10 protein-coding genes are annotated in these 12,337 nt (G+C 40.0%); 7 read left to right on the forward strand and 3 right to left on the reverse strand.

Translation table 11 applies throughout. The features are described 5' to 3' along the window. Window positions 1-17: 17 nt before the first annotated feature. Window positions 18-416 (forward strand): HIT domain-containing protein, encoded by a 399-nt coding sequence (locus MTN97_RS08100; RefSeq protein WP_010390912.1) that lies wholly within the window; start codon window positions 18-20, stop codon window positions 414-416. Window positions 417-446: 30 nt separating this feature from the next. After that, window positions 447-977: a hypothetical protein gene (locus tag MTN97_RS08105; protein ID WP_055012823.1), complete on the forward strand. Its 531-nt coding sequence runs from the start codon at window positions 447-449 to the stop codon at window positions 975-977. A 62-nt stretch (window positions 978-1,039) separates the two neighbouring features. Here the strand turns inward: MTN97_RS08105 and MTN97_RS08110 are convergent, their stop codons facing one another. Then, window positions 1,040-2,740 carry a dipeptidyl-peptidase 3 family protein gene (locus tag MTN97_RS08110; RefSeq protein WP_248474123.1) on the reverse strand — a complete coding sequence of 567 codons (1,701 nt, stop codon included), beginning with the start codon at window positions 2,738-2,740 and terminating at the stop codon, window positions 1,040-1,042. Between the two features lie 281 nt (window positions 2,741-3,021). Between MTN97_RS08110 and MTN97_RS08115 the strand changes: the two genes are divergently transcribed. Continuing rightward, complete coding sequence (locus tag MTN97_RS08115) at window positions 3,022-3,861, forward strand: HDOD domain-containing protein (RefSeq protein WP_248474124.1); 840 nt, start codon at window positions 3,022-3,024, stop codon at window positions 3,859-3,861. 69 nt (window positions 3,862-3,930) lie between these two features. On the opposite strand, the gene rdgC is transcribed toward MTN97_RS08115, so the two are convergent. Together rdgC and MTN97_RS08125 are read right to left on the reverse strand one after the other, a co-directional pair. Further along, complete coding sequence (gene rdgC / locus MTN97_RS08120; protein ID WP_109875483.1) at window positions 3,931-4,842, reverse strand: recombination-associated protein RdgC; 912 nt, start codon at window positions 4,840-4,842, stop codon at window positions 3,931-3,933. Window positions 4,843-4,905: 63 nt separating this feature from the next. Further along, window positions 4,906-6,672, reverse strand: a complete 1,767-nt coding sequence (locus MTN97_RS08125; RefSeq protein ID WP_248474125.1) for an ATP-binding protein — start codon at window positions 6,670-6,672, stop codon at window positions 4,906-4,908. Between the two features lie 366 nt (window positions 6,673-7,038). Here MTN97_RS08125 and MTN97_RS08130 point away from each other — a divergent pair, with 366 nt between their 5' ends. The 4 genes from MTN97_RS08130 to thrC all read left to right on the forward strand — a co-directional run bounded on the left by MTN97_RS08130 (window position 7,039) and on the right by thrC (window position 12,294). Next, the gene (locus MTN97_RS08130; RefSeq protein WP_010390921.1) at window positions 7,039-7,407 is read left to right on the forward strand and encodes a response regulator; all 369 of its coding nucleotides are present in this window, start codon (window positions 7,039-7,041) and stop codon (window positions 7,405-7,407) included. 230 nt (window positions 7,408-7,637) lie between these two features. Further along, window positions 7,638-10,055 carry a bifunctional aspartate kinase/homoserine dehydrogenase I gene (gene thrA / locus MTN97_RS08135; protein WP_248474126.1) on the forward strand — a complete coding sequence of 806 codons (2,418 nt, stop codon included), beginning with the start codon at window positions 7,638-7,640 and terminating at the stop codon, window positions 10,053-10,055. 9 nt (window positions 10,056-10,064) lie between these two features. Beyond that, window positions 10,065-10,997, forward strand: a complete 933-nt coding sequence (gene thrB / locus MTN97_RS08140; protein ID WP_248474127.1) for a homoserine kinase — start codon at window positions 10,065-10,067, stop codon at window positions 10,995-10,997. A 13-nt stretch (window positions 10,998-11,010) separates the two neighbouring features. Next, the gene (gene thrC, locus MTN97_RS08145) at window positions 11,011-12,294 is read left to right on the forward strand and encodes a threonine synthase (protein WP_248474128.1); all 1,284 of its coding nucleotides are present in this window, start codon (window positions 11,011-11,013) and stop codon (window positions 12,292-12,294) included. Window positions 12,295-12,337: the final 43 nt, after the last annotated feature.

Below are 12,337 nucleotides of genomic sequence, written 5' to 3' on the forward strand. Positions count from 1 at the left end.
TAACCTAAGGATTTAACATGCGCGAAACATCATTTACCTTAGCCCCAGAGCTGACAAGAGATTGTATTGAACTGGCCGATTGGCCTCTTTGTAAGGTATTACTACTAAATGACAGCCAATACCCATGGTTTATATTAGTTCCTAGAATAGCGGGTTTAAAAGAGATAATAGATTTAACCGAGCAGCAACAAATTACTTATTTACAGGAGTCGGCTAAGCTCAGTCATTTATTAATTGAGGTGTTTAATCCTGATAAGTTAAATGTGGCCGCGCTTGGTAATATGGTACCGCAATTACATATTCATCATATAGCGCGTTTTAAAACAGATATTGCATGGCCTGCGCCGGTATGGGGCAAGTTCCCAAGTGTCCCTTATACTAATGAGCAGATAGAGCAATTAAAAACGCATTTTTAAAATCAGAATGGGTTACTTTGAGGAGATAGTATGAAATTAATAAAACAACTCTGCACTAGTGTATTTATAGCAGCCATTGCTGTTTCAACAGTAATAGCGAGCGAGCAGCTGGTAGCTACGGATGTGGTAAATAACGTTAGCATTAAAAACTTTGCAGCACATAACAACTTGGTTTTTTCAGCAGCGCAACCGACTAAAGAGCAGTTTAAGCAATTATCGCAAGCCAAGGTAAAGCATGTTATTAATTTACGTGCAGCAGATGAGCAAGACTGGGATGAAGGCGCGTTAGTCAACTCTTTAGGAATGAGCTACCACGCAATTGAGATTGCGGGGGCAAAAGACGTAAACACTGATAATGCAAAGCAGTTAGCCAATCTTTTAGAGCAACTTAAAGGTGAGTCGGTGGTTGTTCATTGTGCAAGTAGCAACCGTGTTGGCGCGTTAATGGCTATTTCAGCCCATCAGCAAGGTACAGATATAGAGTCTGCGATTGAAATCGGTAAGCAGTGGGGAATGGCAAGCCTTGAGCCGGTTGTACGCAAAGTGGTGAATGACAAATAAGCATACTGATAAGTAATAAAAAAGCGTTACAATGTAACGCTTTTTTATTTAATTAGCTTTTGTTAATCAAGGCCAAGCACATCTTTACCTTGTTTAAAGGTCACATCTACAGGGATGTTCGCTTTGCTTAACTTTTCTAAGTCTTTAGCAAGTTCCGCTTTAATATCGCCATGAGTGGCAATGAGTTGATCTACTTTTTCGTAATCACCGTCACCTTGTAGAGTTAAAATAAGGCGCGATAATTTTGCCATGGCATCACCCATTTTATCCATGTTGATGCTGTATAGCCCATCTTCATTTTTGGAAAAAGCACCTTCTTGAGCAAAAAAGTTAAAGCGGATCATGTTTGCTTTACCATGTGCACTTGAGGCACCGAAACGTACTGAGCGGAAAATACCCGCCATAAAGGTGGTGTAGTAATCTTCTAACGTCCCTTCAGTGATCTCACCTTTTTTAAGTAACTGTTCAACCATGTATAAACCAAGAATATCGGCTTTACCTTCTTCTAAAGCACTAGCGTGTTCTTGAAGTGATTGGCGAACGGTACCTTTACCCGTTAAGGTGTTTTTAATCCCTAAACCGTGAGCCACTTCATGGAACATGGTATTGGCAAAAAATGCATCAAAGGTAATGTGTTTACGTTGCTCTGGCACAATTAACTGCTCTGCGATAGGGACTAAAATTTTATCAAACTTCGCTCGCATTGCATTTTTAAGCTGTAAGCGACGTGTGCCTTTTTCTAGCTGCACTTGCTCATCATTGGGTAAGTTAATTGCAATGGTTTTACTGCCGGCATTTGAGTGTCCAGCATAATAAACAACATCGTAGGCATTTAAGTCAGCATCTGAGCCAGGTACTTCTTGCTTGTACTTGCTATCAACAGGTAAGCCTTTTTGCAGCTCAGGTAAAAACGCTGCAAATTTGGCCAGGCGCTCGCTCCATTTTAAATCTTTAATTAGTACATACGATTCATAGGCGGCACGGTAACCAAATAATTGGTCTTCGTAGTTTTCAATTGGGCCAATAACAACATCGATAGGGTTATTTTTCATATCCATCCAAGCAAAGTCAGAGGCTTGGAAGTCATCGCTTTGTATTGCGTCAGCTCGTAAGTTTAGGTAGTTGGCAAATTCTTTGTCGTCAGCTAATTTGCTAGCATCTCTAAGTAACTCAGCTGCTTGGGCAAGTTCTACGGCATATTCTTCTGAATAAGGCGTGCTGTATAAATTACCTAGTTCATCGCGTTTAATAAGTGAGTAAAGCCCTGTTTTATCTTTTACATCAGCGTTATTAAGCTCTTCTTTGGTGATGTCGGCCGGATAAAAACCTGCCCCAAGCGGCTTTTCTTTATAGCCAGATAAAAATACTTCATCGCCATTTAAGCGATCCCATGGGCCGTAGTTTATATCTGCAAACTGACGTACTTTTTCATCATCTAATTGTGCTAAAAAGCTTTGTTTATCTTCACCAAATGCTTGTTTCCAAAATAAATCGTCCATAATTTTTGAAGCATCAATAAGCTTGGCAACCATGGCTTTTTGGTTATCAGATAAGTGTGACAAATCGCTTTGTAAGCTAAAGTCTGTGTATATGTCTAAGCGTTGACGGTCAATATTAACGAGTGTTGGCCCTGAAGGCGCTTGAGAAGCCGTTGGCGCTGAGCTTTGCGGCGTATTGTTTGAAGACGGTGCTTGCTCAGAGCAGGCACTAAGAAAAACGATGCCAGAGAGCAGTATTGCTTGGCTAATTTTATTTAAGATCATTATATTGCCTTTAAAAAGTCTATTTTATAACTTGTATACTGTAAATTAAGGTACTGAATGAGTATTAGTGTGCCTTAGCATGTTTGCATTAAAGCAAAACATACTAGCAAATAGCAAGTATTAGGCGTTAGAGTGCACTCATGAGGGGGCGCTGGTAAATAATCAATAATTATCTACAATTCTTTTTATTTTAGGTATATGTTTAATACTACTAAGCTTTGAAATAATTAATAATATAAGACTTGCTGTAAAGTGTAGGTCATTAAGCAAAGGGATATTTTATGTCTACAGAAAATGCCTTACTCACTATTTTAGTTGACAGAATTAACAACGACACACTGGTGTTGCCTACGTTACCTGAGGTAGTGATTAAGGTTCGCCAAGCCGCAGATAACCCCGATGTTAATTTGATGCAAATGTCAGATGTGATAGCACATGATCCTGCATTGTCGGCGCGGATGATCAAAGTCGCAAATAGTGCAATTATGGGCCGAGCTGTAAAGGTGTCTAACTTACATCAAGCAGTGACACGTATTGGCTTAAGGCAAATAAAAAATATAGCTACAGCCATGGCAATGGAGCAGCTGTTTGTATCTAATAATGAGCTAATAAAGGGATACATGGGCAAGGCGTGGCAAAAAACGCTGCATGTGGCCTCGCATTCTATTTCATTGATGGAGTTTTACTTAAAAAGAAATACTCACACTTCGCTTAACCGTGATGCCATTACACTAGCTTCATTGGTTTATAATATTGGGGTATTACCGATTTTAACTGAAGCTGAGCGACACCCAGAAGTGTTTGCCAATCCGAGTTTTTTAGCGCATGCAATTCAGCGTTTAAGCGGTAAAATTGGTGGCTCAATAATGAAAGCATGGGAATTCCCTGATGTGTTTGTAGAGGTTGCACAGCACTGGGCAGATGTGAATCATCGCTCTACTGAAGTGAGTTATATCGACTTTATTCGCATTGGTGCAATCCTTGAGGGAACCCTACAAGTATCAGATAAATCTGCGGCGCTACAAACCTATATTGATAAAGGCATTTTTCCTTCATTAGAAATGTTAGAGAGTGAGGAATACTTGCATATGGTTGAAGACGTAAAAGAAATGTTTAGCTAAATTTTTGAACAATAAAAAGCACGATTAGTATCGTGCTTTTTTATTTGTAATACGATTTAGCATAAAGCTTTATGCTAAATCGTCTGCATCACCTAAGCCTTGAGTAAGCTCTTCAAGAAGCAGTTTTATTTCCTCAGATGCAAGAATAAAGTCAGCGTCTAGTTTAACCGCCATATCTTCTTTAGGAATATCGGCATTTTCTTCTTTAAGTGTTTCGCTATAGCTTAAACGTTTAATTGAACCATCGTTTTGTAGCATAAACTTAACGCGTTCTTGCCAATCCAAGGCAAGCTTAGTTACGCGTTTACCACTTTCAAGGTGCGATTTTACTTCGTCACACGCTAAGTCATGGCCTTTAAGCTTAACTTGGGCTCCACTGTCATCCGCTTCTTCAAGCTCAGCATCAGAGCCAATCGCAAAGCCCTCTGGAGTACTAAAGTTAGTAAGCCAGTCAGTTAAAAATACATCTAAATCATAGTTAGCAAACGCAGGAACAACCGGTAACGTGCCTAATGATTTACGTAGTAACGCCAGAAGCTCTTCCGCTTTATTAAAGCTTGCGCTATTAACTACAACCCAACCATTTTCCTGGTCTATGAACGCAAACTGTAGGCTCGACTTTTTAAATGCTTGTGGCAGTAGCGTGTGCAAGATGTTTTCTTTTAATTCATCTTTTTCTTTTTTCTTTACTGGTCGATTTTCTTCAGCTTCAATCTGATCAACCTTCTCTGCAACAAGCTCATTTATTACAGATGCCGGTAACACTTTCTCTTCACGCTTGGCGCAGACTAAAATGCTTTTTTGTGAAAAGTGAGACAAAGTTTCACCATGTTTACCAAATGCTTTTGTCCAGCCAAATGTTGCCAACTCTTGGCCAGTACATGGACGAAATAGATCTTGTTCTAATGCCTTGTCAAAGTCTTCTTGAGTGTACGAAACGTCTTGTTTAAAGCGATAGCATATAAGGTTACTAAACCACATAGGGAAATGATCCATTTAAAAAATTTGTGCAATCATAGCAATAAAAGCCGCTTCTAGAAACGGCTAATCGAGTTTAAAAAGTGGCAGGGGGGATGACATATTTTTAGGGAACGAAATTCGGTAATGTAACCCTTGGTTAGGTTCGCTACTGACTTCAATTTTTCCATTGAGTGTTTGTTTTACGAGGTTAAAAATAATGTGAGCACCTAAGCCGCTGCCACCTTCATCACGCTTTGTGGTGAAGAATGGGTCAAATAAACGCTTAAGTTGAGCCGGTTTTAAACCGATACCATTATCTTGATAATTAATAACTAAGTCGTTTTCATCGGTATTTACATCTATGGTAATTTGACCACTATTTATATTTTCAAAGCCATGCACTAATGAATTCATAATTAAGTTAGTAAATATTTGGCTGATCACCCCAGCAGGTAAATTAATAATTAAATCATCTGGGCAATGTAGGCGAATGCTGTGAGATGTTTTTTTAATTTGTGGGTGCAAAGAGCGTATAACTTCGTTGATGTAGTCTTTAAAGTTAATTGTTCTTAGGGCTTCACTGGCCTGATCTACCGCAATTTGTTTAAAGCTGGTTATTAAATCTGAGGCTCGTTCTAAGTTGTGAGAGAGCAGTTGAGCGCTTTGTGCTGCATCATTAATAAAGCCTTCTAACGCCGCAGACGATAATGATTTATTTTTATACGCAGTTTCTATTTCGGTTAATCGCTCTTGTAGAAAAGAGGTGGCAGTAACGCCGATACCAATGGGGGTATTAATTTCATGAGTGATCCCCGCCACTAAGCCGCCTAATACCGCCATTTTTTCTGAGCCAACCAGTTGCTCTTGCGCAAAGCTTAATTCATCGAGCGAGCTTTGTAGCTGAGTTTGTTTGCTTAACAGTTCTTGTTCGGTTTGCTTTCGTAAATCGACTTCTTCTGTTAAAACTGCTTTTTGTCGCTCTAGTTCATATTTTTGTTGTTGCAGATCGATCATTGCTTGGCTTAAATTTGATGTTTTACGCGCAACATCCTGTTCAAGTTGTAAGTTTTGTTGATCCAGTTTTTGATTGCTTTCAATTAGGTCATGCTGAGTTTGTTTTAACTCTTTTTTATACTCAACAACCTTCGAAATCAGATTGTTAAAAGAGCGTTCCATTACTTTAAGCTCGTTATTTTCATCGGTGACTATTTTAACCTGTTGACCATCAAGCTCTTCTAACTCAAGGTATTCAATTTGCTCGGTTAATTGAGTAAGGGGCTCGGTGAGTAACTTTCTAAATGCAATTAAAAATAAGATGATTAAAAAGGTTGTTTTAATCATGGCATTACCAATCAAAAAGTAGATAGAGAGCATAATGCGACTAAAAATTACATCGCGACTAGAAAATAAAGTAACATCGCCTACTTGCGTTGCTCGTCCTGAAAACTCAAAAATAAGTGGGAATGTATAGCCAAATAAACCGGCTTTGGTGTCCTCTACCATGACATCTTCTTGCACAAGTTGCTGACTGTAAAGATTGTGAATATTTAGCGCGCGGCCTAATTGAGAAATAATAGCGCCATTATCGTCACGAATAATAACCCCCTCAACCATAGGTATATCGAGTAATCCTTCGGCGGTTGTGATGGTTTGCTTTATATTTAGCTCCCAAATTGCTCTGGTTAAACTTCTACCAAAGGTCTTTTGTAATGTGCCAAGTTCATCGCGTATGTAATCTTTAGTATTGACGTACTCTGCGAAAATTTGCCCGCAGGTCACCACAAAAGTCAGTATAAAATAAACTGATAAAACTCGTGTGAGTAACTTTGTTGAGAGACTTTTTTGCGGCATGAGGGACTTGTATTTCCTTTAGTTATTCAGCTGTTAATGTACGCTTATAAACATTAGTTAATAAATCATTAAAAATAAACATATATTTTATTATATTGTTATTTTAGGCTCTTAAAAAAGGATTCCCTCATGAACTTAACAATAAAGCGTAGTGTGTTAGCCAGCTTGTTTGTAAATTAGGTAGAGTTATTTTGCTAATTTGTATTGTGCATTCATGCATTTTATTGATAACGTTAGTAAAAGATACAGTAAATAACCTGCTCGCTAGTTATGTTGGTTATACTCTTTACTTTTTGCTGACTGAGCAAGCAAATTGATTTTAGCGTGGGTTTAGGTGTTTTATATGAGTTTAATTAAATAGTCATTATGGTGCGTTTTTCTATTTTAGTCTGTGATGACTCAACCGTTGCTCGTAAACAAGTGGTCCGCTGTTTAAATGAGTGCATAGATGCCGATATTCAACAGGCAAAAAATGGTAAGGAAGCCTTGGAGCAGTTGCATCATGGGCAGTTTGATCTTCTATGCCTCGATTTAACCATGCCTGAAGTGGATGGTATTGAAGTACTTGAGCAAGTTAAAGCAAATAAAATAGAGACTTATGTATTGGTAATTTCTGCTGACATTCAACAAAAAATGCGAGAGCGGGTAGCGCAACTTGGTGCAATTGATTTCATTCATAAACCGATTAATAAAATACAACTTAACGACGTTTTGCATAAGTTTGGCATTTATTAATAAAATTCATGATGAAAAAGACTGTTTTATCTTCTAATTTAGGGTTGACAGAATAGCCTTTGTTAAGGCAGTCTTAAGCTTATGAAAACATTTAGTCTTGTAACGACCATTATTATTACAACCACCATTCTTACTGGATAGTGGCATAGGTCGGTGCAACAAATTTAAAGGCCTGTGTTCACTTAGAACACAGGCCTTTTTTCGTTTTATGGAATGAGGAAACATAAAAAATGCGCGTTTTAAAATTTGGTGGCTCATCGCTCGCTGACTTTGCCTGCTTAGAGCAAGTAGCTGCACTCGCTAAGGCACAATTAAAAGATGAAATGTTACTGGTGCTTTCAGCGCCTGGCGGTATGACAGATTCGCTTGTTGCGTTGGCTAGTGCTGCAGAGCAGGGGCAGGATTTCAACCCGTTGTGGGATGCACTTGTCACCCGCTGCAATGCTTTAAAAGCGGCTGTAGAGGAAAGACAAGGAACAGTTCAAAACTGGCCGGACTTTAACGAATTGAAAAATAAGCTTGATGGGGTTGCACTAATTAAGTGTTGCCCAGATAAAATCAGGGCTTTTATTATTAGCTTTGGTGAACGTGTTAGCGTATCGCTAATGCAAAGCCTACTAGCCGATCATAACGCGCATTATTTACAAGCAACAGACTGTATTGTTTCAACGGGTGGACACATAGACGCTGAAGCTGATTTAGTCGCCAGTAAAGCCCGTTTTCAAGCGGTACTAAAAGAGTCGCCAGCAACGGTTTACATTATGCCTGGCTTTACTGCAAGTAATGATAAAGGTGAGCTCACAACACTTGGTCGAAATGGCTCTGATTATTCAGCGGCCATTGCTGCAGCGTGTTTAGAGGCGCAAGTGTGCCAAATATGGACTGACGTTGATGGTGTATACAGCGCCGATCCGCGTTATATCAAAAAAGCCACTAAGGTTGATTTCCTATCTTACAAAGAGGCGATGGAGCTTTCTTATTTTGGCGCTAAAGTGTTGCACCCTAAAACTATCCTACCGTGTGCAAAAGCTGGAGTGCCATGCGAAATTAAAAACACTCATAACCCAGATGCGCAAGGCTCACTAATTAGTAACGATACGGTATCTGATGAACCAGTAAAAGCACTCTCAAGCCTACAAAACTTAGCTATGTTGACCGTTTCGGGCCCTGGTATGAAGGGCAAAGTGGGCATGGCATCGAAAGTATTTAATGCATTAGCGCATGATAACGTGTCAATCGTCCTGATCACTCAATCATCATGTGAATTTAGCATCAGTTTTTGTGTTCATGAAAGTGATTTAAATCTAGCGTTGAATGCGTTGCAAGTAGCCTTTGACTTAGAGTCAAAAGCAGGCTTAATTGAGCCGGTAAATGTGCAACGTAATTTAGCAATTGTAACGCTAGTGGGCGATAACATGCGCGCACATAAAGGCTTAGCTGCTAAGTTTTTTGCATCGCTTGCTCAAGCACAAGTAAACATTGTTGCCATAGCGCAAGATTCAACTGAAAGCGCTATTTCTGCGGTTATTGATGGTGAGTTGTGTAATGACGCGGTTAAAATCTGTCATGAAAACTTTTTCACTCATGTGCCTTCAATCGATGTGTTTTTATTGGGATGTGGCTTAGTCGGTCAAGAGCTAATAAACCAGCTTGAACGTCAACAAGCATGGCTTGAAAAGCGTAATATTAAATTAAACCTATACGGTGTGGCTAATTCTCGTCAATTACACCTTGATGGTGAAGGCATTGCTTTTGATGATTGGCAACAAAAACTAACGCAATCAGAGCAAGCATTTGATTTAAAATTAGTAGAACAGTTTGTTAAGCAAAATCACTTGGTTAACCCTGTGCTAGTTGATTGTACTTCATCAGATGCCTTGGCTTCGCAATACGTCGATTTTTTAAATGCGGGTTTCCACGTTGTGGCCGCTAACAAAAAAGCGACGACTAGTTCATATACTTATTACCAAGACTTAATTGCAGCAACGCATAAAAATAACCGTAAATTTTTATACGAAACTAACGTAGGTGCGGGTTTGCCTGTAATTGATAACTTGCAATCACTCTTTGGTGCTGGCGATGAATTACTTGAATTTAGTGGTATTTTATCTGGCTCACTTTCGTACATGTTTGGTGCCCTTGAAGATGGTTTATCACTCTCTGAAGCAACAATTAAAGCGAAAGAAAGTGGCTTTACTGAACCCGATCCTCGCGATGACTTATCGGGAACAGACGTAGCACGTAAACTACTTATCATTGCCCGCGAAGCAGGTATGAAATTGGAGCTTAGCGACATAGAAGTGGAGTCTGTACTACCACAAGGCTTCGCCCAAGGTGACAATGTTGATGAGTTTATGGCAAAGCTACCAAGTCTGGATGCTGACTTTAACGACCGTATTCAAAGTGCAGCGAGTGAAGGTAAAGTACTTCGCTATGTAGGCACAATTAAAAATGGACACTGTAAAGTAGGTATTGAAGCGGTAGATTCATCACACGCATTAAGTGTAATTCGTGATGGTGAAAATGCGCTGGCTATTTTAAGCCAATACTATCAGCCACGTCCGTTTGTTATCCGTGGTTATGGCGCAGGCTCTGCAGTAACTGCTGCGGGTGTATTTGCCGATATTCTTAAAACACTATCACGCTAGGGGGCGGTTATGATTGAAGTTTATGCGCCAGCCTCCATTGGTAATTTTACGGTTGGTTTTGACTCCCTCGGTGCGGCGTTAGCCCCGATTGATGGCAGCTTGCTGGGGGATGTGGTTACTATATGTGAAGCGCCTCGTGATGAGTTTATTTGTAGTGGCGAATACGCCCATAAACTCCCAAGCGATGCGAATGAAAACTTAGCGTATCAATGTTTAGTGCATTTTCGTACACATGTAGCACCGAATATGCCAGCCGTAAAATTAGAGTTGAAGAAAAACCTGCCTATAGGGTCTGGGTTAGGCTCAAGTGCTTGCTCTGTTGTTGCGGCATTTGCAGCGCTGGATAAGTTTGCTCAAACTAATTTAAGCCAAGTTGAGTTAATAGAGCTAATGGCCGATTTTGAAGGCTTGGTAAGCGGTGGACGTCATTATGACAATATCACTCCTTGTTATCTTGGTGGCTTACAATTAACGGGCGACTTAATTCCAAATAAATCAATAGCGTTACCTGTTGATGAAAACTGGTATTACGTTGCCGCATTTCCTGGCTTTTCGCTCAATACCGCAAAGGCACGCTCTGTTTTACCAAAAGAGCTAAGTATGCATGTGGGGGTAGAGTTTGCGCAGCGATTATCGGCTTTTAGCAGTTTATTGCTGACTTCACGTTTTGATGAGGCGCTTTGTATTATGCAAGACAATATTGCTGAACCACATCGTGCGCCGTTAATAAATGGTTTTGACCAAGCCAAACTTAGTTTGCCAGAACTCGGTGCTGAAGTGGTGAGTATTTCAGGCGCAGGGCCGACCTTGTTTAGTGTATGTAAAACGCTTGAAGCGGCAGAGCAATGCGCGCAGTGGCTAGAGGAAAATTACATCAACGAGCAAGGTTTTTGCCATATTTGTAAATTAGATAACGACGGCACGCGTCAATTAACAGCATAAAGGAGCAGTAGTCATGCAATTACATAATTTAAAAGAATATTCACAAAAGGTGTCGTTTGTTGAAGCCGTTAAAACTGGATTGGGGCGTAATCAAGGGGTGTTTTTCCCAGAGTCGTTAGCGCCGCTTAGCGATATTGATACGTTACTCGATATGGACTTTGTAACTCGTAGCGGCAAAATCCTCTCTCATCTGATTGGTGATGAGTTACCAAGCGATACGGTTGCCCAAATGGTAAAAAATGCATTTAACTTCCCAGTTAAGCTGGTGGAAGTTGCAGAAAACACCTACTGCTTAGAGCTTTTCCATGGACCGACATTGGCGTTTAAAGATTTTGGTGGCCGCTTTATGGCGGAGTGTTTAGCGCAGTTTAACCACGGCGAAAAAGTGACAATATTGACAGCAACGTCGGGTGATACCGGTGCCGCTGTCGCGCATGCTTTTTATAATAAGCCAAATATTGATGTGGTTATTTTATACCCTAAGGGCAAAATTTCACTCGCTCAGCAAAAGCTATTTACTACACTCGGTGACAATATTCATTGTTACGCGATAGAAGGCAGTTTTGATGATTGCCAAGAGTTGGTTAAAAAATCATTTTTAGATGAAGAGTTAAAAGCAAAACTTGGTTTAAATTCAGCAAATTCAATTAACATTAGCCGTTTAGTCGCGCAGGTGTGTTATTACTTTGAAGCCATTGCACAGCTGCCAAAAGAAAAGCGTGCTACAGCGCATATTTCAGTACCGAGTGGTAACTTTGGTAATGTGTGTGCGGCTATGATTGGTGCGGTTATTGGTATGCCTGTAGGTAAACTAAGCGCGACTACAAACCAAAACGACACAGTACCGCGCTTTATGCTTGATAAAAATTGGACGCCTAATGCGACAATTGAATCGCTTTCAAATGCAATGGATGTGAGTAAACCTAATAACTGGCCACGTGTGCAATCAATGTTAGATAATAACTGGTTTAGTTATGATAACTTTTATTCGGTGAGTGTTGATGAGCAGCAAACACAAACAGTGATGAAAAAAATTCAACAGCTTGGCTATATTGCAGAGCCTCACACCGCAATTGCTTACCAAGGTCTTGTAGAAAATAAGGCGGCAGATGCTGTGGGGATTTTTTTAGCGACTGCGCATCCGGCCAAATTTAAAGACAGCGTTGAGGATATCCTTAATGTTGAATTAGATATGCCAAAGCCGTTAGCTGATGCATTAGCAAAACCGTGTTTAGCCACGGATATGCACAACGATTATGGTATTTTGCGTACAGAATTGTTTAAAAAGCTAGCCTAAAAAAGGCAAATAATAAAAGCGGCTTAGGCCGCTTTTTTTGTTT

It is taken from the genome of Pseudoalteromonas sp. 2CM36K, assembly GCF_023161865.1.
Lineage (GTDB): Bacteria > Pseudomonadota > Gammaproteobacteria > Enterobacterales > Alteromonadaceae > Pseudoalteromonas > Pseudoalteromonas tetraodonis.

What these genes read in the sequence shown, in the direction of transcription:
- thrA (WP_248474126.1), top strand. Translation starts at nt 7,638, where the DNA reads ATGCGCGTTTTAAAATTTGGTGGCTCATCGCTCGCTGACTTTGCCTGC.
- thrB (WP_248474127.1), top strand. Translation starts at nt 10,065, where the DNA reads ATGATTGAAGTTTATGCGCCAGCCTCCATTGGTAATTTTACGGTTGGT.
- MTN97_RS08115 (WP_248474124.1), top strand. Translation starts at nt 3,022, where the DNA reads ATGTCTACAGAAAATGCCTTACTCACTATTTTAGTTGACAGAATTAAC.
- MTN97_RS08105 (WP_055012823.1), top strand. Translation starts at nt 447, where the DNA reads ATGAAATTAATAAAACAACTCTGCACTAGTGTATTTATAGCAGCCATT.
- MTN97_RS08125 (WP_248474125.1), bottom strand. Translation starts at nt 6,672, where the DNA reads ATGCCGCAAAAAAGTCTCTCAACAAAGTTACTCACACGAGTTTTATCA.
- thrC (WP_248474128.1), top strand. Translation starts at nt 11,011, where the DNA reads ATGCAATTACATAATTTAAAAGAATATTCACAAAAGGTGTCGTTTGTT.
- MTN97_RS08100 (WP_010390912.1), top strand. Translation starts at nt 18, where the DNA reads ATGCGCGAAACATCATTTACCTTAGCCCCAGAGCTGACAAGAGATTGT.
- MTN97_RS08110 (WP_248474123.1), bottom strand. Translation starts at nt 2,740, where the DNA reads ATGATCTTAAATAAAATTAGCCAAGCAATACTGCTCTCTGGCATCGTT.
- MTN97_RS08130 (WP_010390921.1), top strand. Translation starts at nt 7,039, where the DNA reads ATGGTGCGTTTTTCTATTTTAGTCTGTGATGACTCAACCGTTGCTCGT.
- rdgC (WP_109875483.1), bottom strand. Translation starts at nt 4,842, where the DNA reads ATGTGGTTTAGTAACCTTATATGCTATCGCTTTAAACAAGACGTTTCG.